This window comes from Pseudonocardia sp. DxW, from assembly GCF_058448985.1.
Map to the genome: position 1 here is coordinate 274,236 of NZ_JBZFLK010000003.1, position 22,772 is coordinate 297,007.

A 22,772-nucleotide genomic window follows, 5' to 3' on the forward strand; every position below is an offset into this window, starting at 1 on the left:
ACATGGACCGGTTCGGCGAGCACGCGAAGCCCCTGGTGACGCGGCACGCGTTCGACACGAGGGACACCGGCGAGGCCGCGGTGTCCACCTGGCTCAACGACGGTGTCCCCGCCCCGCAGGTCGCGTCCTGGGCCGGACACAGCGTGGATGTCCTGCTGCGGGTCTACGCCAAGTGCATCGCCGGTCAGGACGACGCGGTTCGCCGTCGCGTGGAGGACGCCCTCCGCGACCAAGATCAGTCCGTGCATGGTCCGTGAACACCCGTCACGAGCCGTCCGGAGCCGGACACACCCGGACAACGAAAGAGACTCCCGGTTCCAGCGTTTCCGCTGGTCGGGGGTCTCTTTCACCTGCTGTGGCTGGTCCAGGATTCGAACCTGGGAAGGCTACGCCGACGGATTTACAGTCCGCTCCCTTTGGCCGCTCGGGCAACCAGCCGGGGTGCACGTCGATCTCTCTCAGTGCGTGAACGAGGATACGACACCACGCGAGGAGCCCCGTCGAGGGGGCCCCACCCCGAGGAGGAACCCAGAGATGGCCGACCCGTCGTTCGACGTCGTGAGCAAGGTCGACCGCCAGGAGGTCGACAACGCCCTGAACCAGACCGCGAAGGAGCTGTCGCAGCGGTTCGACTTCCGTGGTACGAACACCACGGTCGCCTGGTCGGGCGAGGAGTCGGTGGTGTTCGAGTCCGACACCGAGGAGCGGCTGCGGGCCGGCATCGAGGTCTTCAAGGAGAAGCTGATCAAGCGGAGCATCTCGCTGAAGGCGTTCGAGGCGGACGAGCCCGCGATCTCCGGCAAGGTGTACCGGGCCTCCGGGAAGATCCTGCAGGGCATCGCGCAGGACAAGGCCAAGGAGATCAGCAAGGCCATCCGGGACGAGAAGCTCAAGGGCGTGCAGGCGCAGATCCAGGGCGACCAGCTGCGCGTCTCGGGCAAGAAGAAGGACGACCTGCAGGGCGTCATCGCGCTGCTGAAGTCCAAGGACTTCGGGATCGCCCTGCAGTTCACCAACTACCGCTGACCGACCGCCCCGGGCCGTGCGCGCGTCACCCGGCGGGCGGCCCGACGGGCTGGACGACCTCGGTCCGCCACGTCGCCGGATCGGGGTTCTCGCCGGGGTCGGTGAGGTAGGTCTCCCACGGCGGCCCGCTCGCCACGCGCCCCTCCGCGGCCAGCCACGACTCGAGTACGCCGTAGGTCTCGGTCAGCGTCTCGTAGGGGCCCACGTGCACCGCGACCGCAGCAGGCCCCGCCGGAAGGGTGACCGCGGTGACGCCCTCCGGCAGGTCACCGGTGGGCGGCGCCGCGAGCGGCACACCACCCTCGATGAGGACCGTGCCCATGCCGATCTCGACGTAGCGGGTGAACGGCGGCCCGCTCATCGCCAGTCCGTTGCCGAGGGCGTGCTCGAACACCCGCGGCAGGATCTCGGCGAGGGCGGCGGGGATGGCGTCCCGGGTGACCCGCCGCCGGACGACGAGTGCGTGTACCGCCTGCTCCTCACGCACGGAGACGGTGCTGTTCATGTGACGGTGCTCCTCGTCGTGGGGCTCGGTCGAAAAGGTCGTCGCGCGGTACAGCCCGATGCAGGGCGCGGATCGCGTCACCGCCTCTGCATGGACCGCAGCGACGGCGTGCCCACCGGGGTGCAGCCCGCGGGCCCGGTAGTGCCGGGGTGCGAGTCCGAACCTGCGGGTGAAGGCGCGGGTGAACGTCTCGTGCGCCGCGAAGCCGTGCGCCCGCGCCAGCGCGGCGATCGGCTGCCGGCCGCCGAGCAGCTCGGCTGCGGCCCGGCTGAGCCGCACCCGGGACGTGTACGTCCTGGGCGTCTCGCCCACGGCGGCGCGGAACCGGCGGTGCAGGTCGAACCGGGAGCGGTGGGCGAGCGCGGCGACGGCGGCGAGGGACACGTCCTCCCTCGTCCGGCCGTTGACCGTGGTCAGCAGCCGCAGCAGGTCGGCGGAGAGCGGCACGGCGCGAGCCTACGACCACTCCCGCCCCCGGCGTTGACGAATCTTGCGCAACCCGGCCGTGATCGCGACCGGGAACCGCACCCGGTGAGCTCCTCGGGACGGTCCACAATCGCTGCTGGACGGCCTGGCCGTAGGAGCCTCGTCCCGGCGGGCGCGCCGTCCGCCCTCGGCGTGCCGCAGCCGGAGCTGCGCGACGCCGGCGACGCATCCGACCGGCAGGAATCCCGCTGGCCCACGAGCCGACCTGTCCGGACCGGACGACACCCCGTCCCACCTGCTGATTCACCGTCTCGACGGTCGTCACGGCCGGACGTGCCGTCGGCTCGACCGACGGGAGGGAGGTGGCATCGCCGATGTTCGTCGCTGTCCGGCGCCTGCACATCGACCTGCAGCGCATCGCGGGTGCGCACTGTGCCGGCTCCCCCGCCGTCGTCGTCCCCGGCTCTCGTCGCACCGTCTAGCGACCCGCCACGCGGACGCTCCCCGGGGCCGGCTCCGCGACAGCGGGCGCGCGCCGACCGGGGATCCCCGGCGCGGCGACGGCGTCCTCTGCACACCCCAACCTCAAGGGGACAGACATGCCGTTGCACGACAGAGGATCCGTCCTCGAGTTCGACCTGAAGGGCGAGGGCCGGGGCGTCCTGCAGGAGGTGTCCATCGCCGGCAGCGAGCACACCGTGCGCGCCGAGGGGCATCCCGCGTTCGGCGGGACGGACAGCGCCCCCAGCCCGCTGGACTACGCGCTGGCCGCCGTCGTGTCCTGCAACCAGGTCACCGCGCGGATCGTCGCGCTCGGCGAGGAGATCGAGATCGAGATCGAGATCGGCGAGTTCCACGGCCGGGTCGAGGCGGAGCTCGACAACTCGGTGCTCGTCTTCGGCGCCGAGGGCAACCCGAACTTCTCCTCGCTGAAGCTGACCGTCGAGGTCGAGACCGCCCTCGACGACGCCGCCTTCGAGCGCTTCGTCGCCGAGGTCAACCGCCGCTGCCCGCTGACCCAGCTGTTCGTGCGGTCCGGGGTCGACGTCACCGCCGACTGGACGAACAAGGCGCTGGTGCGTTCCTGAGCGTCGCCGGGCGGACCCCTCCGGCCGGGTTCGCCCGGCACCTCACCAGCCCGACGCCAGCACCAGGATCACCGTCCCGTGCGTCACCGTCGCGGCGAGCACCCCGTGCCGGTGCCGCACCCAGGCGCACAGCAGCCCCTCGGCCAGGGTGAACACGAGCACCGGCCATCCGAGCCCGGTGACCGTGCTCGCCAGGAAGACGTGCCCGGCGGCGAAGAACAGCCCGGACAGCAGGATCGTGCGCGCCGGCGGGTAACCGAGCGGCCCGCCCAGGTAGCCCTGCAGCAGGCCGCGGAACAGCACCTCCTCCAGCAGGTTCCCGCCGAACGCGAGCACCGCCAGCGCGGGAAGCAGGGTCACCGCCACCGCGCCGCCGCGCTGCTCCAGCGGCACCGTCCACAGCAGCGCCGTCAGCGGGACGAGCAGCACCGCGGCCGCGCCGAGCGCGGTCAGCAGCGCCCGCGGCCCGAGGTCACCCCACACGACGAGCCCACGCAGGTCCGGTGGCCCGTACGCGATCGCGAGCGCGCCGCCCACCCCGATCGCGCCGAGCGTCACCAGCACCAGCGGCTCGGCCGGGAACCGCAGCCAGGTTGCGCCGCCGGTGGTGCCGATCGACCAGATGCCCAGCGGCGTCATCGCGTCCCGCACCAGGACGAACCCGAGGATCAGCACGACGATCCGCAGCAGCGGCGCCGACCGGCCCAGCGCCAGGAACAGCGCGGCGAGCACGATCAGCCCGGGCAGCAGCCGGAGCGGGTAGTCGACGAACAGGACGCTGGTCACACGATCAGCCTTCGTGGTCGGATGGGTGCCGACAACTCGCGTCCACACGGGGGTGGCGCCGTGCGCAGAACACCACGTCAGACCCGGTCCCGGGAGACCGTGGAGATCATCTTGACGGCGGCTGCTCAGGTTTTCCGGCGCGAGGGCATCGCGGCGACGACGAACCGGATCGCCGAGCGCGCCGGCGTCTCGATCGGCTCGCTGTACCAGTACTTCCCGCACAAGCAGGCGCTGCTCGACGCGCTCGTCGCCCGGCACGTCGCGCACGCCCGGTGCACGCTGGACGCCGAGTTCGCCGCGCTGCGCGCCGACCCGCCGGAGCCGGTGGCGGCGGTGCTCCGGATCGCCGACACAGCGGTGGCCCTGCACGCCGACCATCCGCACCTGCACGCGCTGTTCGCCGGCTTCGCGACCCGGACCGCCGCCGGGGTCGCCGCGGTGGACCGGCTGCGCGCGGACTGCGTGGCCGAGGTCGCGTTCCACCTCGCCCGGCTGCCCGCCGGCAGCGGGCCCGGCCCGGCGGCGGACGCGCAGGAGCGCGCCCGCACCGTCGTGCACGCGGTGGACGGGCTGCTGCACCACGCCCCGGCCGATCCGGCGCGGCAGCGCGCCCGGATCCGGGACCTGCTCCGGCTGGTCGCGGACTGACTACAGGATCGGCATCCGGTCCGCCCAGGGGCGGGCCCGCTCCAGCTGCGCGGCCAGCGCCAGCAGCTGCGGCTCGGCACCCGGGCGGCCGACGAACTGCACGCCCAGCGGCAGACCGCCGGCGGTGGTGTGCAGCGGCACCGTCGCGGCCGGGCGGCCGGTGAGGTTCGCGAGCTGGGTGTAGGGCACCGGGGCGAAGTTGGCGTCGACCAGGCCCTCGACCAGGTTCATCCGGCCCAGCAGGCCGCCCACGCGCAGCGTCAGCAGGCCGCGCGCGACCAGCTTCACCGGACCGGCCAGGTCCAGCTCGCCGATCGGCCACGGCGGGCGCGCCAGGGTCGGGGTGAGCAGCAGGTCGTAGCGCTCGTGGAAGGTCGCGAGCGCGCGGGTGTGCTGCTGCCAGCGGGCCTGCGCGGCGAGGTACTCCGGCGCCGTGGTGGCCCGCCCGATCGCGGCCATCACCCGGGTCTCGGTCTCGAACGCGTCGTCGCCGCAGCCGGTGAGCGCCCGCGCCCCGTCCACCTGGGAGGCGATCATCCCGAACCAGGTGGTGAGGAAGTCGGTCGCCAGCCTGCGGCCGTCGACGGCCGGGGCGGACTCCTCGACGACGTGCCCGAGCGAGCCGAGCAGCTCCGCCGCGCCGGTCGCGGCGGCCACCGCCTCCGGGTCCACCGGGCCGCCCAGCGGGGACGCGGTGCTCAGCCCGATCCGCAGCGGGGCCGGATCGTCGCGCACCGCGTCGGCGTAGCGGCGCTCCGGTGGCTGCACCCGGTACGGCCCGTCCGGGGCGGGTCCGGCCAGCACGTCGAGCATCGCCGCCGAGTCGCGCACGGTCCGGGACACGACGCCCTGCACGGCGGCGCCGTGGAAGCCCTCGCCGACCTCCGGGCCGGACGGGACGACGCCGCGGCCGGGCTTGAGCCCGAACAGCCCGCAGGCGGCGGCCGGGATCCGGATCGAGCCGCCGCCGTCGCTCGCCCCGGCCACCGGCACGATCCCGGCCGCGACCGCGGCGGCCGCCCCGCCGGAGCTGCCGCCCGGGGTGCGGCCCGGGTCCCACGGGTTGCGGGTCGGGCCGCCGGCGACCGGCTCGGTCACCGCGCGGGCGCCGAACTCGGGCGTCGCGGTCCGGCCGAAGATCACCAGCCCGGCGTCGGTCCAGCGCCGGACGACGGTCGACGTCTCCGGTCGCGGGTATCCGGCGAGCGCCCGGGAGCCGCTGCCGGTCGGGACCCCGGCGATGTGCTGGGAGAGGTCCTTGACCAGGAACGAGACCCCGGCGAACGGCCCGGACAGCGGGCCGCGGGCGCGGGCCCGGGCGGCGTCGGTCATCCGGTGCCGGATCGCGTTGATCGTCGGCTCGACGGCGTCCGCGCGGTCGGTCGCCGCGTCCAGCAGCTCGGCCGCGCTCACCTCACCGGCCGCGACCAGCGCGGCCAGCCCGACGGCGTCGTGCCTGCGGTAGTCGTCCCACCCGATGCCCATGGGGCGATCGAATCAGACGCTCACGGCTCCGACACCGGGGCGGGCGGCGCGGGCGCCGGGTCCGGTGCGCCGTTCACCCCGGCCACGACGCCGAGCGTGAGCAGCAGCGCGGTCGCCGCGCCCAGGGCGGCGGGCAGCACCGGGCGCACCTTCGACGGCAGCTCCGGCAGGCCGGGCACACCGGTAGGGCGGGCCGCGGTGCCCTGCACCGGGCCCGGCCGGAACGGCTCGGGGAGCCGCGCGACCGACGGGTCGCCGTCGGTCCGCGGGCGGGGGATCACCGGCAGCGCCTGGGTGGGCGCGTCACCTGGATCGGCCGGCAGGTCCGCGCGCTCCGGAGCACCGGGCCCGGCGTTCGGGGCGTACGGCGCCTCCCGGTCCGCGAACAGCTCGTCCCCGGCCGGCGACGGCTGCGGGACGGCGGCGGGATGCGGCCCGTCCAGCGGTGCGCCGTCCGGCGCGGCGGCGGTGTACGGCCCGTCCACCGGCGCGGCGGCCTGTTCGGGGACGGACGCCCGCGGTGTGGCGTCGGCTCCGGTGCCGGCTCCGGGGCCGTCCCACGGGCCGTGCTGCACCGGCACGGACGGTCCCGTGTCGGACAGCGCGTGCCGGGGCTTGCGGCTCGGGGTCTCGCTCATCGGTCCTCTTCCGCAGGGGAGCTCTGCCACCCCTACATCGCCCGGGGCCCCCGGCACCGTTACGCGTCCGCGATCTGCGGTGCGTACGTCCGGACGCCGTCAGCGGGCCATCCGCTGCAACCGCGCGATCCGCTCCTCCATCGGCGGGTGCGTGGAGAACCAGCGGGCCATCCGCTCGCCGGGGCGGAACGGGTTCGCGATCATCAGGTGCGACTGCGAGGTGAGCCGCGGGTCCGGCGGGAGCGGCGCGGCGGCCGTCCCGTACTTGAGCTTGTACAGCGCCGAGGCGAGCCCCAGCGGGTCCCCGGTCAGCTCGGCCCCGGACGCGTCGGCCTGGTACTCCCGGGAGCGGCTGACCGCCATCTGCACGATGCCCGCGGCGACCGGGCCGAGCATCGCGACCAGGATGATCGCGATCGGGTTGGGCCGGTCCTCGTCGCCGCCGCCGAAGATCGACGCGAACATGGCCATGTTCGCGATGAACGACACGGCCGACGCCATCGCACCGGCCACCGAGGAGATCAGGATGTCCCGGTTGTAGACGTGGCTGAGCTCGTGCCCGATCACGGCCCGCAGCTCGCGCTCGTCGAGCAACTGCATCAGGCCGATCGTCACGCACACCGCGGCGTTGCGCGGGTTGCGTCCGGTCGCGAACGCGTTCGGCGCCTCGGTCGGGCTGATGTAGAGCGCCGGCATCGGCTGGCGCGCCTTCTGGCTGAGCTCGCGCACCATCCGGAACAGCTGCGGGTACTCGGCCTCGGTGATCGGCTGCGCGTGCATCGAGCGCAGCGCGAGCTTCGCCGAGTTGAAGTAGGCCCAGCCGTTCATCGCCAGCGCGACCACCAGCGCGATCACCAGGCCGCTGCGACTTCCGATCAGGCCCCCGATCGCGATGATCAGGGCACTCATCGCGCCGAGGAGCACGGCCGTCTTCAGGCCGTTCATGTGGCTGTGCACGCCGCCCTCACCTTCCGTGCGGTCCTGCAGGGGGTTCACCTCGTGGAACGGACGAACCGGTCACGACGTTCCCGGCCCGCCCGGCATGTGATCCAGCACCATCCGGGACGGGTGCACACGGCCCGGCGACGGGTGCATGATCTCGACATGAGCGACAGCGAGGTCCGCACAGGAGCCGGCACGGGTACCGGCATCGAGGTCCGCACCGACGTCACCGACGGCGTCGCGGTGCTCACCGTCTCGAACCCGGCGCGGCGCAACGCGCTGAATCTGGAGCTGTCCGGCCGGCTCGTCGCGGCCGTCGACGAGGCGGTGGCGGCACCTGGGGTCGGCGCGATCGTGGTCACCGGCGATCCCCCCGCGTTCTGCGCCGGCGGCGACCTGGCCGAGCTGGAGCAGGCCGACCCGGCGACGCTCAAGCGCGTCTACTCGGGCTTCCTCGCGCTCGCGAACTGCCCGCTGCCGACGCTGGCCGCGGTGAACGGCGCGGCCGTCGGGGCCGGCATCAACCTGGCGCTGGCCTGCGACGTGCGACTGGCCGGCCCGACCGCCCGGTTCGACGTGCGGTTCATGCAGCTCGGGCTGCACCCCGGCGGCGGGTTCACCTGGATGGCGCAACGCGCGCTGGGCGCCCAGGGCACCGCCGCGATGACCCTGTTCGGCGACGTCCTGGACGCCCGCGAGGCCGAGCGGGTCGGCCTGGCCTGGCGCGCCTACGACAGCGACGACGAGCTGCTGGCCACGGCCCGCGAGCTGGCCGGCCGGGCCGCGGCCGCCCCGCGGGACCTGATCGAGACGACGAAGGCGACCATGCGGGTCACCTCCCGACTGGACGCGCACGCCGACGCCACGGACATCGAGGTCCGCGCCCAGGCCGAGTCCGTGCACTCCGCTGCGTTCGCCGAACGGGTCGCCGCCCTGCAGAAGAAGATCAGCAGCCGGTGAGTGACGTCACTCCCACGGAGTGGACCCGGCCTGTGACGTCGCCCGGGGCTGCGCGACGCTGGTCCGATTCGCGAGTTAACCTCGACTTAGCACCGAACTTTCGACGGAACCGGGGGCCGATCTGCCCATGACCACCAGCGACACTCCTGTCGAGGCACCTGAGTCCGGAGGCGCAGCGGACCCCCGGGTCGTGCAGCGTGACCGGGTGGTGATCCGGTTCGCGGGTGACTCCGGTGACGGTATGCAGCTGACCGGTGACCGGTTCACATCGGAGACGGCGAACTTCGGCAACGACCTGTCCACGCTGCCGAACTTCCCGGCCGAGATCCGGGCGCCTGCCGGGACGCTGCCGGGGGTGTCGTCGTTCCAGCTGCACTTCGCGAACTACGACATCCTGACCCCTGGTGACCGCCCGGATGTGCTGGTCGCGATGAACCCGGCCGCGTTGAAGGCCAACATCGCCGATCTGCCCCCGGGCGGGGTGCTGATCGTCAACACCGACGAGTTCACCAAGCGGAACCTGACCAAGGTCGGCTACGACGCGAACCCGCTGGAGGACGACTCGCTGGCCGCCTACGCGGTGCACGGCGTGGCGATGGCCACCCTGACCCGGGGTGCGCTGGCCGAGACCGGGCTGTCGAAGAAGGACGCCGAGCGGGCGAAGAACATGTTCGCGCTCGGGTTGCTGTCGTGGATGTATCACCGGCCCTCGGAGTCGACCGAGCGGTTCCTGCGCGAGAAGTTCGCCAAGCGCCCCGACATCGCCGAGGCCAACGTGCTGGCCTTCCGCGCCGGGCACGCCTACGGCGAGACCACCGAGGCGTTCGCGGTCACCTACGAGGTCGCCCCGGCCCGGCTCGATCCGGGCACCTACCGCCAGATCACCGGCAACGTCGCGCTGGCCTACGGCATCGTCGCGGCCGGGCGCACCACCGGGCTGCCGGTGTTCCTGGGCACCTACCCGATCACTCCGGCCTCCGACGTGCTGCACGAGCTGTCCAAGCACAAGGCGTTCGGTGTGACCACCTTCCAGGCCGAGGACGAGATCTCCGGTGTCGGCGCCGCCCTGGGCGCCAGCTTCGGTGGCGCGCTGGGCGTCACCACCACCTCCGGGCCGGGGATCGCGCTCAAGGCCGAGACCGTCGGCCTGGCCGTAGCTCTGGAACTGCCGCTGCTGGTGATCGACGTCCAGCGTGGCGGCCCCTCGACCGGGCTGCCCACCAAGACCGAGCAGGCCGACCTGCTCCAGGCCCTGCACGGCCGCAACGGCGAGGCCCCGCTGCCGGTGATCGCCCCCGCCACCCCCGGGGACTGCTTCTCCGCCGCGGTCGAGGCCGCCGCGATCGCGGTCCGCTACCGCACCCCGGTGATGCTGCTCTCCGACGGCGCGCTGGCCAACGGCTCCGAGCCGTGGCGCATCCCCGACGCCGACTCGCTGCCCACCGTCGACCCGGGGTTCGCCACCGAGCCGAACGCCCCGGACGGGTCCGGCGAGTTCTGGCCCTACCTGCGCGATCCCGAGACCCTCGCCCGGCCCTGGGCGATCCCGGGCACCCCCGGGCTCGAGCACCGCGTCGGCGGGCTGGAGAAGGCCGACGGGCGCGGCTCGATCTCCTACGACCCCGACAACCACGACCGGATGGTCCGGCTGCGCCAGGCCAAGATCGACGGTATCGAGGTCCCCGATCTCACCGTCGACGACCCCGACGGCACCGCCGAGGTGCTGGTGATCGGCTGGGGCTCCACCTACGGCCCGATCAACGCCGCCGCCCGCCGCGTGCGCAAGCTCGGCCACCCGGTCGCCACCACACACCTGCGCCACCTCAACCCGATGCCGGCCAACCTCGGCGAGGTCCTGTCCGGCTACCGCACCGTGCTCTGCCCCGAGATGAACCTCGGCCAGCTCGCGATGCTGCTCCGCGCGCGGCACCTCGTCGACGTCAGGTCCTACACCAAGGTCGCCGGGCTGCCCTTCGGCGCCGAGGAACTCCAGGACGTGTTCCTCGATCACCTCACCGGGCTGGAGGCCCACGCATGAGCACCGATCTCGGTCTCCCCACGATCGGCGGCCTCGACGGCGTCCCCACCACCGACGCCACACAGACCGCGAAGGACTACACCTCCGACCAGGAGGTCCGCTGGTGCCCGGGCTGCGGCGACTACGCCGTGCTCGCCGCCGTCCGCCAGTTCCTGCCCACCCTGGGCATCCGCCGCGAGAACACCGTGTTCGTCTCCGGCATCGGCTGCTCGAGCCGCTTCCCCTACTACCTCAACACCTACGGGATGCACTCCATCCACGGCCGCGCCCCGACGATCGCCACCGGCCTGGCCACCTCCCGGCCCGACCTGAGCGTGTGGGTCGTCACCGGCGACGGCGACGCCCTGTCCATCGGCGGCAACCACCTGATCCACGCCCTGCGCCGCAACGTCAACATCAAGATCCTGCTGTTCAACAACCGGATCTACGGCCTGACCAAGGGCCAGTACTCGCCCACCAGCGAGGTCGGCAAGGTCACCAAGTCCACCCCCATGGGCTCGGTCGACCACCCGTTCAACCCGATCTCCCTCGCCCTGGGCGCCGAGGCCAGCTTCGTCGGCCGGGCGCTGGACTCCGACCGCAAGGGCCTCACCGCGGTCCTGTCCGCGGCTGCGGCACACCGCGGTTCGGCGCTGGTCGAGATCTTCCAGGACTGCCCGATCTTCAACGACGGCAGCTTCGACGTGCTGCGCAAGCCCGACACCAAGGAGCAGCGGGTCGTGCCGGTCACCCACGGCGAACCGATCCGGTTCGGCCCCGCCGGCGACGACGGCCTGGGCACCCACGCCGTCGTTCAGGACGGGTTCGGGTTGAAGGTCGTCGAAGCCGCCACCGTGGACGAGCCGCAGATCGTGGTGCACGACGCCGCCGACCACGAACTCGCCTTCGCCCTGTCTCGGCTTTCCGACCAGGACCTCAACCACACCGTCACCGGCATCTTCCGCAACGCGCCGCGCACCACCTACGACGACGCCGCCCGCGCCCAGGTCGACCACGCCGAGCAGACCGGCAACGCCGACCTTCAGGCGCTGCTCAACGGCCGCGACACCTGGACGATCCTCTAGTCAGCGCGCCCCGGGCCGCTCGTGCCAGGCGATGAACCCGGCGGCCCGGGCGCCGGACTCGCTCTCGAAGTAGAGGTCGGCGCGGGTCCGCACGTAGTACGGCGAGTCGGTCGTGTGGAACCGGCGGGACCCGCTGTGCACCTTGACCCGGTGCGTGTCGGGCGGCTCCGAGCCGTCCTCGGGCGCCAGTACCGAGCCCAGGTAGGGGCCCGGCCGGACGCCCTCGGGCAGCGGCGCCGAGGCCGCCGCCGGCCCGATCAGCCGCGAGTCGAGCGCGGCCAACGCAGAGCCGCCGGTGGACGGCGGCTGGGCCGACTGGACCGGCTGGGCGGGCCGGAACGGCTCGGCCGACTGGACCGGTTGGGACGGCTGGGCCGGCTCGGACGGTCGGGCGGGTCGGGACGGCTCGGCCGGCCGGCCGGCCCGGGGCGGGCGGGCCGGCACCAGCGGTTCCGGCGGCCCGGCCTGCTCGGGCAGCACCGGCTCCGGGAGCGGCTCCGGCTCGACGTCGTCGGGCAGCGCGTGCCGTCCGGCCGGTTCGACCTCCTCCTCCCCGGGACGGGGCCGCGGCACGTCGAGCGTTGCACGATGGTCGTCGGAACCGCCAACTCGCAACGCTCGATCGGCGTCGGGGCCGGTCGGGGTCGGGGCGTCGAACGGGCCGGGGGGTTGCTCCGGCGGGGACCCGGCTGCCTCCGGGACCGGGCCGCCGTTGCTGCGTGCCCGGACCACCAGCAGCCCGACCACCGCGAGCACGACGACGATCGCGAGCAGTGCCCACATCCAGCCCATGACCGGACCTCCGTCCACCCGGGAGCGTCCCGGGCGCAGTGCTTGGTATCACGGATCGTGCACGCCGTCACCGCGGTCGCGCGTCCGTGCACCCTTCCCGGATCATGGTGCCTGTGATGGGCGACCGAACGGTAACCGGATGACCGCGCATTCGCCCGAACGAACCACCCCCGGTCGGGACGAGCTGGACCGGACGGGCCTGGCGGCCGGCGTCGGGTCGTACGTGCTGTGGGGGCTGTTCCCGGCGTTCTGGCCGCTGCTGGACCCGGCCGCACCGGTCGAGGTGCTCGCGCACCGGATCGTGTGGACGACCGTGCTGATGGCCGCCGTGCTCACCGCGCTGCGCGGATGGCGGCACCTGAAGGGGCTCGGCCACCGCGGCCGGCTCGCGATCTGCGCCGCCGCGGTGCTCATCTCGGTGAACTGGGGCCTGTTCATCTGGGGCGTGTCGGTCGGCCGGGTCGTCGAGATCGCGCTGGGCTACTACATGACGCCGCTGGTCGGGGTACTACTCGGCGTCGTCGTGCTGCGGGAGCGGTTGCGGGTCGCGCAGTGGGTGGCGCTGGCGCTGGCCGCCGTCGCCGTGCTGGTCATCGGGATCGGGGCAGGCAGCCCGCCCTGGCTGTCGATGGCGCTGGCCTGCTCGTTCGGGATCTACGGCCTGCTGAAGGCGACGGTGCCGGTACCGGCGGCGGCCGGCCTCACCGCCGAGGGCCTGGTCCTCGTGCTCCCGGCCGCGGTGTACCTGCTGGTGTTGGAGACCTCCGGCGCCGGGACGTTCCTCGATCTCGGCCCGTGGCACCTGCTGCTGATGCTGTCCGCGGGCCCGGCGACGGCGCTGCCGCTGCTGCTCTACGGCGTGTCCGCGCGCCGGATCCCGCTGAGCACGCTGGGCGTGCTGCTCTACATCAACCCGACCCTGCAGTTCCTGTGGGGCGTGCTCGCCGTCGGCGAGGACATGCCACCGGCCCGCTGGATCGGGTTCTCCCTGGTCTGGGTCGCGCTGGTGGTGTTCACCGTCGACCTGGTGCGGCGGGCCCGCCGCGCTCAGCCGGTGCGTTCGACGGTGTAGTCGGTCAGCGTCCGCAGCGCGTCGATCGCCGGGCAGGCGGGCAGCACGGCCAGCTCGGCGCGGGCCCGGTCGGCGTACCCGGCGACCGTCTCCCGCGCCTTCACCAGCGCCTCCCCGGAGCGCAGCAGCTCCAGCGCCTCGGCGACCTCGCCGTCGTCGGTGATCGGGGCGGCCAGCAGCTCCCGCAGCCTGCGCGACGACGGCGAGTCGTCACCGTCGCGCAGCGCGTACAGCATCGGCAGCGTGTGCACGCCCTCCCGCAGGTCGGTGCCCGGCGTCTTGCCGGAGTCGTCCGCCGGGCTGGCGATGTCGATGATGTCGTCGGAGATCTGGAAGGCGGTGCCGATCAGGTCGCCGAACCGGCGCAGCGCCTCCACGTGCTCGGCGGGGGCCAGCGAGAACATCCCGCCGTACCGGCCGGAGGTGGCGATCAGCGACCCGGTCTTCTCCCCCACCACCCGCAGGTAGTGCGCGACCGGGTCGTCGGACGCCTTGGGGCCGCGGGTCTCCCGCATCTGCCCGGTCACCAGCTGGGCGAACGTCTCGGCGATGATCCGGACCGCGTCCGGGCCGAGATCGGCGACCAGCCGCGACGCGTGCGCGAACAGGAAGTCCCCGGTGAGGATCGCGACCGAGTTGTCCCAGCGGGAGTTGGCCGACTCCGCGCCGCGGCGCATCGCGGCCTCGTCCATCACGTCGTCGTGGTACAGCGTCGCCAGGTGGATGAGCTCCACCACCGCCGCCGCCGTGATCACCTCGTCGCGCTCCGGATGCGGCCCGACCTGGGCCGCGAGCAGGGTGAACAGCGGCCGGAACCGCTTGCCGCCCGCCTCGATCAGGTGCAACGAGGTCTCGGTGACGAACTCATAGTCGCTGTGCACCTCGCGGTGCAGCAGGTCCTCGACCCGCTTCAGCCCGTCGGCCGTGGCCTCGGCCAGGATCGGATCGGCCATCCGGACCCCGGCCACACTCTGTGTCTCCACCCCCACAGCGTACGAACGTCAGCCGATGAACGCGCCGCTGGCGGCCCATTCGAGGACGGGTGTGGGAAGAATCCCGAGAACGAGCGTCGCCAGGGTGCCCAGCGTGATGGCGACCGTGGTGAACGCGCCCGGGACGACGACCGTCGGGCCGTCGTCGGCGGGCTCGCTGAACCACATCAGCACGACCACCCGCAGGTAGAAGAACGCGGCCACCGCCGAGGCGATCAGCGCGATCACCACCAGCGGCACCATGCCATCCGCGGCGGCCGCCGAGAACAGCGCGAACTTGGCGGTGAACCCGCTGGTCAGCGGGATCCCGGCGAGCGCGAGCAGGAGGAAGGTCATGACCCCCGCGGCGAGCGGGGACCGCTTCGCCAGCCCGGCCCACGCCGACAGGTGGCCCGCCTCGCCGTCCGGCCCGCGGACCAGCGAGACGACGCCGAACACGGCGATCGTGGTGAAGCCGTAGGCCACCAGGTAGAACAGCAGGCCGGCGGTGCCGTCCGGGGTGATCGCCATCGCGCCGAGCATCAGGAACCCGGCGTGCGCGATCGACGAGTAGGCGATCATCCGCTTCACGTCGGTCTGGGTGAGGCCGAGCACGGCGCCGACGACCATCGAGATGATCGCGACCGCCCACAGCACCGGCCGCCACTCCCACACGGTGGAACCGAACGCGACGTAGAGCACCCGGGCGATCGCGCCGAACGCGGCGACCTTGGTGCAGGCCGCCATGAAGGCGGTGACCGGCGTCGGGGCGCCCTGGTAGACGTCCGGCGTCCAGGTGTGGAACGGCGCCACCGAGCCCTTGAACAGCAGTCCGACCAGCAGCAGCGCGAGGCCGGCGAACAGCAGCGTGTCCGAGGCGAGCGAGCCCGCGGCGGACTCGGAGATCTCGGAGAGCCGCACCGAGCCCGCGTAGCCGTAGAGCAGCGCGATCCCGTACAGGAAGAACGCCGAGCCGAACGCGCCCAGCAGGAAGTACTTGACGGCCGCCTCCTGGGAGAGCAGCCGGCGGCGGCGGGCGAGGCCGCAGAGCAGGTACAGCGGCAGCGACAGCACCTCGAGCGCGATGAACATCGTCAGCAGGTCGTTCGCCGCGACGAACGCCATCATCCCGCCGAGCGCGAACAGCACGAACGGGAACGGCTCGGTCTGCATCGTCGGCGTCTGGTCCGGCGTGCCGTAGGAGCGGTCGACGTGCTCCCCGGCGGGGCCGCCGCCCGCGGGCACCGATCCGGAGCCACCGGTGCGGGCCGCGGCCCGCTCCGCGGCGGAGGCGACGAACACCCCGCCGGGTTCGACCGAGCGGTCCGCGAGCAGCAGCAGGCTGGGGATGGTCAGCACGATCAGCGTGCCCCAGAGGAACAGCGCGGGTGCGTCCACCGCCAGCGCGTGGCCGAACGTCAGCACCGGCTCCGGGCCGGACAGCGCGTACCCGGCGAGCGCGACCAGCGCCGCGAGCAGGGTCAGCCCGGTCGCGACGACCTGCACCGGCCAGCGCTGGTGCCGCGGCAGGAACGCCTCCAGCAGCACCGAGACGCAGGCCCCGGCGAACACGATCCACAGCGGCGCGGACGCTGCCCAGTCGATCGGCGGCATCTCGATCGTGGTCGGCACCTGGGAGACTGCCTGGGCGACGGAACTCATCGGACGATCCCTCCAGCGGGCACCGGGTCGGGCAGGCCGAGCTCGGCCATGGTCGCCGTCACCGACGGGTTGATCACGTCGAGCACCGGGGCCGGGTAGAAGCCGAGCACCACGATCACCACGATCAGCGGCGCGAGCAGGCCGATCTCACGACGGCCCAGGTCGGGGAAGCCGGACGACTTCCGGTCCGCGGCGACGCCCGGGTCCAGCATGGTGCCGGGGCCGCCGGCGCCGGCCCGCTCCAGCGCGCCGATCACCGCGGTGCCGCGCACCGGGCCCTGCATCGTGCGCTGGTAGAACCAGAGCACGTACAGCGCGGCGAAGATGATGCCGACCGTCGCGATGATCGTGAACACCGGCCGGGTCGGGAACGAGCCGATCAGCACCAGGAACTCGGAGACGAACGAGTTCGTCCCGGGCAGCGCCAGCGAGCTCATCCCGGCCAGCAGCAGGCAGCCGGCCATCACCGGGGCGAGCTTCGCGACGCCGCCGTAGTCGGCGATCAGCCGGGACCCGCCGCGGGCGATCAGCATGCCGACCATCAGGAACAGCATCCCGGTGGAGAGGCCGTGGTTGACCATGTAGAGGGTGGCGCCGGCGAACGCCTGGCTGGAGAACGCGAACACCCCGAGCGCGATGAACCCGAAGTGCGCCACCGAGGTGTAGGCGACGAACCGGCCCATGTCGGTCTGCCCGACGGCGAGCAGCGCGGCGTAGATGACGCCGGCCACGGCGAGCACCAGCACCAGCGGCGCCAGCACCTGGCTGGCCTGCGGGAACAGCGGCAGCAGGTAGCGCAGGAAGCCGTAGGTGCCGACCTTGTCGAGCACGCCGACCAGCAGCACCGCGGCGACGATCGGCGCCTCGGCGCCGGCGTCGGGCAGCCAGGTGTGGAACGGCACCAGCGGGGCCTTGATCGCGAATGCGACGAAGAAGCCGAGGAACAGCCAGATCTGCACCGACGTCGGGGTGTCGGCGGCGATCGCCTGTAGGTCGGCCCAGGTGAACGTGCCCCGGCCGAGCTGCTCGGCGCTCGTCACGTACAGCCCGATCAGCGACGCCAGCATGATCAGCCCGCCGAGCAGCGAGTACAGGAAGAACTTGACCGCCGCGTACTGCCGGCGCGGGCCGCCGAAGCGCCCGATCAGGAAGTACATCGGGACCAGCATGGCCTCGAAGAACACGTAGAACAGGAACACGTCGGTCGCCGCGAACACCCCGACCAGCGTCGCCTGGGTGGCGAGCAGCAGCCCGAAGTAGCCGGCCACCGAGCGGCCCTCGGGCAGCTTCTCCGACCAGGCGAACAGCAGCAGGATCGGCACCAGGAAGGCGGTGAGCGCGATCAGCGCCAGCGAGATGCCGTCCACCCCGAACGCGATGTGCGTGCCGAAGGCCGGGATCCAGGGCATCGAGAACTCGAACTGGAACCGGGTGCCGGCCTGCGCCGACGGGACGGAGTACAGCGACCACGCCACGACCACGAGCGCCAGCTCGACCAGCGCGGTCGCCATCGCGATCGCCTTGGCCGCCGGCGCGTTGCGGCGCGCCGGGTACAGCGCCACGGCGCCGACCAGCGGTACCAGGAGCAGGACGATCAGGAGCGGGTTCCCGCCGCTGCCCGGGACGATGGGGTCTACGGGGACGATCATCAGGCGAACCTCACCGCCAGCATCGCGGCGACGATGAGGACCCCGCCGCCGAGCATCGAGAGTGCATAGGACCGGACGAAGCCGGTCTGGGTCCGGCGGAGCCTGCCGGAGCCGCCGCCGAACGCGGCGGCCGTGCCGTTGACCAGGCCATCGATCCCCCGGTTGTCGAAGAAGACCAGCACCCGGGTGAGCCAGATGCCGGGCCGCTCCAGGAACGCCTCGTTGAAGGCGTTCGCGCCGAGATCGGCGCGGGCCGCGGCGACCACCGGCGAGACCCGCTGCGGGCGCTCGACCGGGACCGGGCGGCGGCCCACGAACAGGTAGGCCAGCAGCACGCCGAGCAGCGAGACGCCGACCACCAGGAACGGGATCACCGCGTGCGGCAGCGGACCGCCCTCGGCGGCCACCCGCTCGCCGACCGACGGGGCCAGCCAGCCCGGCAGCACCGGGTAGAGCAGGAACCCGGCGAACACCGAGCCGAACGCCAGCACGATCATCGGCGCCGTCATCGAGGCGGGCGACTCGTGCGGGTGGTACTCCCGGCCGTCGGTGGAGCGGATCTCCTTCCAGCGGCTCTCGCCGAAGAAGGTCATCAGCATCAGCCGCGTCATGTAGAAGCCGGTCAGGCCGGCGGCCAGGGTCGCCAGGCCGCCGAACGCCCAGCCCTGCCAGCCCTCCTGGGCGAACGCGGCCTCGATGATCGCGTCCTTGGAGAAGTAGCCGGACAGGAACGGGAAGCCGATCAGCGCCAGGTAGCCGAGGCCGAACGTCACGAAGGTGACCGGCATCTTCCGCCACAGCCCGCCGAATCGGCGCATGTCGACGTCGTCGTTCATGGCGTGCATGACCGATCCGGCGCCGAGGAACAGCCCGGCCTTGAAGAAGCCGTGCGTGAGCAGGTGCAGGATGCCCAGCGCGTAGCCGGCCGGGCCGAGCCCGACGGCCAGCACCATGTAGCCGATCTGGCTGACCGTGGAGTAGGCCAGCACCTTCTTGATGTCGTCGTAGGCGCAGCCGATGATCGCGCCGATCATCAGCGTCACCACGCCGATCAGGCAGACCACCAGCCGTCCGGTCTCGGACAGGTTGTAGATCGGCGCGGACCGGGCGATCAGGTAGACGCCCGCGGTGACCATGGTCGCCGCGTGGATCAGCGCCGACACCGGCGTCGGGCCCTCCATCGCGTCCGGCAGCCACGCCTGCAGCGGGAACTGGCCGGACTTGCCGCAGGCGCCGAGCAGGAGCAGCAGCGTGATCGCCAGGACGGTGCCGCCGGGGACCTCGCCGATCCGGGCGAAGACGTCGGAGTACTGCAGCGTGCCGAGCTCGAGCCAGATCAGGAAGATCGCGATGGCCAGGCCGACGTCGCCGACCCGGTTCATGATGAAGGCCTTCTTCGCCGCGGTCGCCGCGGCCGGCCGGTCCTGGAAGAACCCGATCAGCAGGTAGGACGCCAGGCCGACGCCCTCCCAGCCGAGGTAGAGCATCACGAAGTTGTTGCCCAGGACCAGCACCAGCATCGCCGCGACGAACAGGTTCAGCTGGGCGAAGAACCGGCGCCGGTTCGGGTCGTGGCTCATGTAGCCCACCGAGTAGAGGTGGATGAGCGCACCGACACCGGTGATCAGCAGGACGAACGTGATCGACAGCGGATCGAGCCGGAGTCCGAAGTCGACGCTGAGCGCGCTGGACTCCATCCAGGACCAGAGCGACTGCTCGCGCAGCCGCTCGTCCGGGGCGAGGCCGAGCGTCTGCACGAAGATCGCGAGACCGACGGCGAACGAGCCGACCACGGTCGCGACGCCGAGCCAGTGGCCCCAGGCGTCGGCCCGGCGGCCCGCCAGGAACAGGACGAGCGCACCGGCGGCGGGGAGCGCGATCAGCAACCAGGCCAGCGACGCGGCGCCGGTCGCCGGCGCCGCACCCTGCGCTACCGCAGTGGCCTGTGCGAGTTGGAGGGTCACCCGGGGGCTCCTAGTACTTGAGCAGGTTCGCGTCGTCCACCGAGGACGACTGACGGGTGCGGAAGATCGCGGTGATGATCGCGAGTCCGACGACCACCTCGCAGGCGGCGACGACCATCACGAACAGCGCCATCACCTGCCCGTCGAGGTTGCCGTGGATCCGGGAGAACGTGACCAGGGACAGGTTCACCGCGTTCAGCATCAGCTCGACGCACATGAACACCACGACCGCGTTCCGGCGGACCAGCACGCCGACCGCACCGATCGTGAACAGCAGGGCGGAGAGCAGCAGATAGTACTCGGGGGTCATCGGTGCTCCCCGGTGTCGCCTGCGGGGCCCGCCCCGGTGTCGCCTGCGGGGCCCGCCCCGGTGTCGCCTGCGGGGCCCGCCCCGGTGCTGCCTGCGGGGCCCGCCCCGGTCTCACTCGCCTCGCCCGACTCGATCGTCCGGTCGGGGGCCGGGCGGCCGGTCAGCGCGTGCGCGTCCGGCGTCGTCGTGTCCGGGACGTCCACCGACACCGACTCGATGATCTCGGCGAGGGACTCCGGCGCGATCGAGCCGTCCGGCAGCAGCGCGGGCAGCGCCACCGAGTTCGCGGTGGCGTAGACGCCCGGGCCGGGCAGCGGGGAGATCCGGGCGTGCTCGCCGCGCAGCCGGCGCAGCACCGTCTCGCGCTGGCTGAGCTTCGCGTGCTGCGAGCTCTGCGAGCCGGTCAGCACCATCGCGCCGAGCGCGGCGACCATCAGCAGCGCCGCGGTCAGCTCGAACGCCAGCAGGTAGTCGGTGAAGATCAGCCGTCCGAGCTCGGGGACGTTGCCGTTCCAGCCGAGCCCGCCCTGCGCCAGACCGGCCGGGGTGACGTCGGTGAGCCCGCGGGACAGGCCGCCGACCAGCAGCGCGGCCAGTCCGACGCCGAACACCAGCGCCGCGGCGCGCTGCCCGCGCAGCACCTCGATCACCGAGTCCTTGGAGTCCCGGCCGACCAGCATCAGCACGAACAGGAACAGCATCATCACCGCGCCGGTGTAGACGATGATCTGCACGAAGCCGAGGAACGGCGCGGACTGCACCAGGTACAGCACGGCGATCGAGAACATCGTCAGCACCAGCAGCAGCGCCGCGTGCACGGCGTGCCGGGCGAACACCAGGCCGAGCGCGCCGGCCAGGGCGACCGGGCCGAGCACCCAGAACGCGATCGCCTCGCCGGTGGTGACCTCGCCGCCGGCCTGGGCGAGCACGACCGGCAACCCGGACAGGGGGGCCAGCGCCGTCATCGGATCTGCTCCCCGGTCTGGTCGAGCACCGACGTCTTCGCCAGCGTCGGGCCCTGCACGTAGTAGTCCTGCTCGTCCTCGCCGAGACGCATCGGGTGCGGCGGCTGCTCCATGCCGGGCAGCAGCGGAGCCATCAGCTGCTCCTTGGTGTAGATGAGGTCCTGCCGGTTGTCGTCGGCCAGCTCGTAGAAGTTGGTCATCGTCAGCGACCGGGTCGGGCAGGCCTCGATGCACAGGCCGCAGCCGATGCACCGCAGGTAGTTGATCTGGTAGATCGCGCCGTAGCGCTCACCCGGGGAGTACCGGGCCTCCTCGGTGTTGTCCCCGCCCTCGACGTAGATCGCGTCCGCCGGGCAGGCCCAGGCGCACAGCTCGCAGCCGACGCACTTCTCCAGCCCGTCCGGGTGCCGGTTGAGCTGGTGGCGACCGTGGTAGCGGGGCGCGGCGGGCGGGAAGTCCTCCGGGTACTCCTCGGTGACGACCTTCTTGAACATCGTCGAGAAGGTGACGCCGAAACCCTTGAAGAAGTCGAACATCTACTCGGCCTCCTGTCCTGCCCGCACGGCCTTGCGGCGCTTCGGTGGTGACTCGGGGACCTTCAGGTCCAGTGGTGGCACCGGGTAGTCCGACGCCGGTTCCACCGGCGGGGCCTCGACCTGCCGGTCCGGCAGCAGGAAGGCCACCGCCAGCACGACGGCCAGCGCGAACCCGATCAGCGAGAGCAGCAGCACGATGTTGTCGCCGCCGGTCGACTGGAAGGCGCGGATGCCGAAGATCGCGACGATCCAGACCAGCATCACCGGGACCAGGACCTTCCAGCCCAGCTTCATGAACTGGTCGTAGCGGAACCGGGGCAGCGTGCCGCGCAGCCAGATGAACATGAACAGGAACAGCAGGGTCTTCAGGATGAAGGCCAGGAACTGCATCCAGCCGTACTCGTTGAGGAAGCTCAGCGGCCACGGCCACATGCCGCCGCCGAGGAACAGCGTCACCGCCATCGCCGAGACGGTCACCATGTTCACGTACTCGGCGAGGAAGAACAGCGCGAACTTCAGCGACGAGTACTCGGTGTGGAAGCCGCCGACCAGCTCGGACTCGGCCTCCGGCAGGTCGAACGGCGCCCGGTTGGTCTCGCCGACCATCGCGATCACGAAGACCACGAAGCTCGGGAAGAGCAGCCAGACGTACCAGCCCTGGGCCTGCGCCCCGACGATCGACGCGGTCGACAGCGATCCGGCGTAGAGCACCACGCCGACCACGGCCAGGCCGAGCGCGATCTCGTAGGAGATGACCTGGGCGGCCGAGCGCAGCGAGCCGAGCAGCGAGTACGGCGAGCCGGACGCCCAGCCGCCGAGCACGATCCCGTAGACGCCGATCGAGGAGCAGGCCAGCACCACGAGCACGCCGACCGGGACGTCGACCAGCTGCAGCACCGTCTGCTGGCCGAAGATCGTGACCTCACCGCCGAACGGGATCACCGAGAGCGCGACGAACGCCGGGATCGTCGAGATGACCGGGGCGATGAAGTAGACCTTCTTGTCGGCCAGCGCCGGCATGATGTCTTCCTTGAACGCCAGCTTCAGCCCGTCGGCGAGGCTCTGCAGCCAGCCGCCGGGGCCGGTCCGGTTCGGCCCGGGCCGGTGCTGCATCCGGCCGACGACCTTGCGCTCCCAGTTGATCATGAACAGGGTCAGCACGACCCCGATCACGAACAGGCCGAGCACCTTCAGCAGGGTCAGCCACAGCGGGTCGCTCGCCAGCAGCTCCTGGGTGCGGGTCAG

23 protein-coding genes and 1 tRNA gene are annotated in these 22,772 nt (G+C 72.4%); 9 read left to right on the forward strand and 15 right to left on the reverse strand.

Annotation, left to right across the window (positions count from 1 at the left end; genetic code table 11):
• Positions 1 to 2 precede the first annotated feature (2 nt).
• A complete protein-coding gene (locus tag ACVJO7_RS06470; protein ID WP_491672103.1) occupies positions 3 to 257 on the forward strand; it encodes a hypothetical protein in 255 nt (84 codons plus the stop codon).
• 99 nt (positions 258 to 356) lie between these two features.
• Here ACVJO7_RS06470 and ACVJO7_RS06475 read toward each other — a convergent pair.
• Positions 357 to 438: transfer RNA gene (locus ACVJO7_RS06475), tRNA-Tyr, on the reverse strand.
• A gap of 96 nt (positions 439 to 534) precedes the next feature.
• On the opposite strand from ACVJO7_RS06475, the gene ACVJO7_RS06480 reads away from it, so the two are divergent.
• Entirely contained in the window at positions 535 to 1,026 is a 492-nt protein-coding gene (locus ACVJO7_RS06480) for a YajQ family cyclic di-GMP-binding protein (RefSeq protein WP_491672104.1), read from the forward strand.
• A 25-nt stretch (positions 1,027 to 1,051) separates the two neighbouring features.
• Here ACVJO7_RS06480 and ACVJO7_RS06485 read toward each other — a convergent pair whose 3' ends face one another.
• Complete coding sequence (locus ACVJO7_RS06485) at positions 1,052 to 1,978, reverse strand: helix-turn-helix domain-containing protein (RefSeq protein ID WP_491672105.1); 927 nt, start codon at positions 1,976 to 1,978, stop codon at positions 1,052 to 1,054.
• 353 nt (positions 1,979 to 2,331) lie between these two features.
• Here ACVJO7_RS06485 and ACVJO7_RS06490 point away from each other — a divergent pair, with 353 nt between their 5' ends.
• Entirely contained in the window at positions 2,332 to 2,439 is a 108-nt protein-coding gene (locus tag ACVJO7_RS06490; RefSeq protein ID WP_491672106.1) for a putative leader peptide, read from the forward strand.
• Positions 2,440 to 2,556: 117 nt separating this feature from the next.
• Positions 2,557 to 3,045: an OsmC family protein gene (locus ACVJO7_RS06495; RefSeq protein WP_491672107.1), complete on the forward strand. Its 489-nt coding sequence runs from the start codon at positions 2,557 to 2,559 to the stop codon at positions 3,043 to 3,045.
• A 42-nt stretch (positions 3,046 to 3,087) separates the two neighbouring features.
• Here the strand turns inward: ACVJO7_RS06495 and ACVJO7_RS06500 are convergent, their stop codons facing one another.
• Positions 3,088 to 3,831 (reverse strand): CPBP family glutamic-type intramembrane protease, encoded by a 744-nt coding sequence (locus ACVJO7_RS06500; RefSeq protein WP_491672108.1) that lies wholly within the window; start codon positions 3,829 to 3,831, stop codon positions 3,088 to 3,090.
• A 99-nt stretch (positions 3,832 to 3,930) separates the two neighbouring features.
• Between ACVJO7_RS06500 and ACVJO7_RS06505 the strand changes: the two genes are divergently transcribed.
• Entirely contained in the window at positions 3,931 to 4,479 is a 549-nt protein-coding gene (locus tag ACVJO7_RS06505) for a TetR/AcrR family transcriptional regulator (protein ID WP_491672109.1), read from the forward strand.
• Here ACVJO7_RS06505 and ACVJO7_RS06510 read toward each other — a convergent pair whose 3' ends face one another.
• The 3 genes from ACVJO7_RS06510 to htpX form a co-directional block, all read right to left on the reverse strand.
• The gene (locus ACVJO7_RS06510; protein ID WP_491672110.1) at positions 4,480 to 5,964 is read right to left on the reverse strand and encodes an amidase; all 1,485 of its coding nucleotides are present in this window, start codon (positions 5,962 to 5,964) and stop codon (positions 4,480 to 4,482) included.
• A 20-nt stretch (positions 5,965 to 5,984) separates the two neighbouring features.
• Positions 5,985 to 6,602 carry a hypothetical protein gene (locus ACVJO7_RS06515; protein WP_491672111.1) on the reverse strand — a complete coding sequence of 206 codons (618 nt, stop codon included), beginning with the start codon at positions 6,600 to 6,602 and terminating at the stop codon, positions 5,985 to 5,987.
• Positions 6,603 to 6,701: 99 nt separating this feature from the next.
• A complete protein-coding gene (gene htpX, locus ACVJO7_RS06520; protein WP_491672217.1) occupies positions 6,702 to 7,559 on the reverse strand; it encodes a zinc metalloprotease HtpX in 858 nt (285 codons plus the stop codon).
• A 147-nt stretch (positions 7,560 to 7,706) separates the two neighbouring features.
• Between htpX and ACVJO7_RS06525 the strand changes: the two genes are divergently transcribed.
• From ACVJO7_RS06525 to ACVJO7_RS06535, 3 genes are all read left to right on the forward strand, one after another.
• Positions 7,707 to 8,504 (forward strand): enoyl-CoA hydratase, encoded by a 798-nt coding sequence (locus tag ACVJO7_RS06525; protein ID WP_491672112.1) that lies wholly within the window; start codon positions 7,707 to 7,709, stop codon positions 8,502 to 8,504.
• A gap of 127 nt (positions 8,505 to 8,631) precedes the next feature.
• Positions 8,632 to 10,542, forward strand: coding sequence for a 2-oxoacid:acceptor oxidoreductase subunit alpha (locus ACVJO7_RS06530; RefSeq protein ID WP_491672113.1), 1,911 nt, complete (start codon positions 8,632 to 8,634; stop codon positions 10,540 to 10,542).
• Positions 10,539 to 11,606, forward strand: coding sequence for a 2-oxoacid:ferredoxin oxidoreductase subunit beta (locus tag ACVJO7_RS06535; protein WP_491672114.1), 1,068 nt, complete (start codon positions 10,539 to 10,541; stop codon positions 11,604 to 11,606). Before ACVJO7_RS06530 ends, ACVJO7_RS06535 begins: the two co-directional genes overlap by 4 nt.
• On the opposite strand, the gene ACVJO7_RS06540 is transcribed toward ACVJO7_RS06535, so the two are convergent.
• Positions 11,607 to 12,398, reverse strand: coding sequence for a sunset domain-containing protein (locus tag ACVJO7_RS06540; RefSeq protein WP_491672115.1), 792 nt, complete (start codon positions 12,396 to 12,398; stop codon positions 11,607 to 11,609).
• 139 nt (positions 12,399 to 12,537) lie between these two features.
• On the opposite strand from ACVJO7_RS06540, the gene rarD reads away from it, so the two are divergent.
• Positions 12,538 to 13,470, forward strand: a complete 933-nt coding sequence (gene rarD / locus ACVJO7_RS06545) for an EamA family transporter RarD (protein ID WP_344027140.1) — start codon at positions 12,538 to 12,540, stop codon at positions 13,468 to 13,470.
• Here the strand turns inward: rarD and ACVJO7_RS06550 are convergent.
• From ACVJO7_RS06550 to nuoH, 8 genes are all read right to left on the reverse strand, one after another.
• Positions 13,446 to 14,423 (reverse strand): polyprenyl synthetase family protein, encoded by a 978-nt coding sequence (locus ACVJO7_RS06550; RefSeq protein WP_344027160.1) that lies wholly within the window; start codon positions 14,421 to 14,423, stop codon positions 13,446 to 13,448. The two genes, rarD and ACVJO7_RS06550, sit on opposite strands and share 25 nt — an antisense overlap.
• Before the next feature lie 48 nt (positions 14,424 to 14,471).
• A complete protein-coding gene (nuoN, locus tag ACVJO7_RS06555; RefSeq protein ID WP_491672116.1) occupies positions 14,472 to 16,103 on the reverse strand; it encodes an NADH-quinone oxidoreductase subunit NuoN in 1,632 nt (543 codons plus the stop codon).
• Positions 16,100 to 17,752 carry an NADH-quinone oxidoreductase subunit M gene (locus ACVJO7_RS06560; RefSeq protein WP_491672117.1) on the reverse strand — a complete coding sequence of 551 codons (1,653 nt, stop codon included), beginning with the start codon at positions 17,750 to 17,752 and terminating at the stop codon, positions 16,100 to 16,102. Before ACVJO7_RS06560 ends, nuoN begins: the two co-directional genes overlap by 4 nt.
• Positions 17,752 to 19,647, reverse strand: coding sequence for an NADH-quinone oxidoreductase subunit L (gene nuoL / locus ACVJO7_RS06565; protein ID WP_344027158.1), 1,896 nt, complete (start codon positions 19,645 to 19,647; stop codon positions 17,752 to 17,754). Before nuoL ends, ACVJO7_RS06560 begins: the two co-directional genes overlap by 1 nt.
• Before the next feature lie 79 nt (positions 19,648 to 19,726).
• Complete coding sequence (gene nuoK, locus ACVJO7_RS06570) at positions 19,727 to 20,026, reverse strand: NADH-quinone oxidoreductase subunit NuoK (protein WP_344027134.1); 300 nt, start codon at positions 20,024 to 20,026, stop codon at positions 19,727 to 19,729.
• Positions 20,023 to 20,991 (reverse strand): NADH-quinone oxidoreductase subunit J, encoded by a 969-nt coding sequence (locus ACVJO7_RS06575; RefSeq protein ID WP_491672118.1) that lies wholly within the window; start codon positions 20,989 to 20,991, stop codon positions 20,023 to 20,025. Before ACVJO7_RS06575 ends, nuoK begins: the two co-directional genes overlap by 4 nt.
• Entirely contained in the window at positions 20,988 to 21,527 is a 540-nt protein-coding gene (gene nuoI / locus ACVJO7_RS06580) for an NADH-quinone oxidoreductase subunit NuoI (protein WP_085915823.1), read from the reverse strand. Before nuoI ends, ACVJO7_RS06575 begins: the two co-directional genes overlap by 4 nt.
• On the reverse strand, positions 21,528 to 22,772 hold the full coding sequence (gene nuoH / locus ACVJO7_RS06585) for an NADH-quinone oxidoreductase subunit NuoH (RefSeq protein ID WP_491672218.1): 1,245 nt from the start codon (positions 22,770 to 22,772) through the stop codon (positions 21,528 to 21,530). It lies immediately after the preceding gene.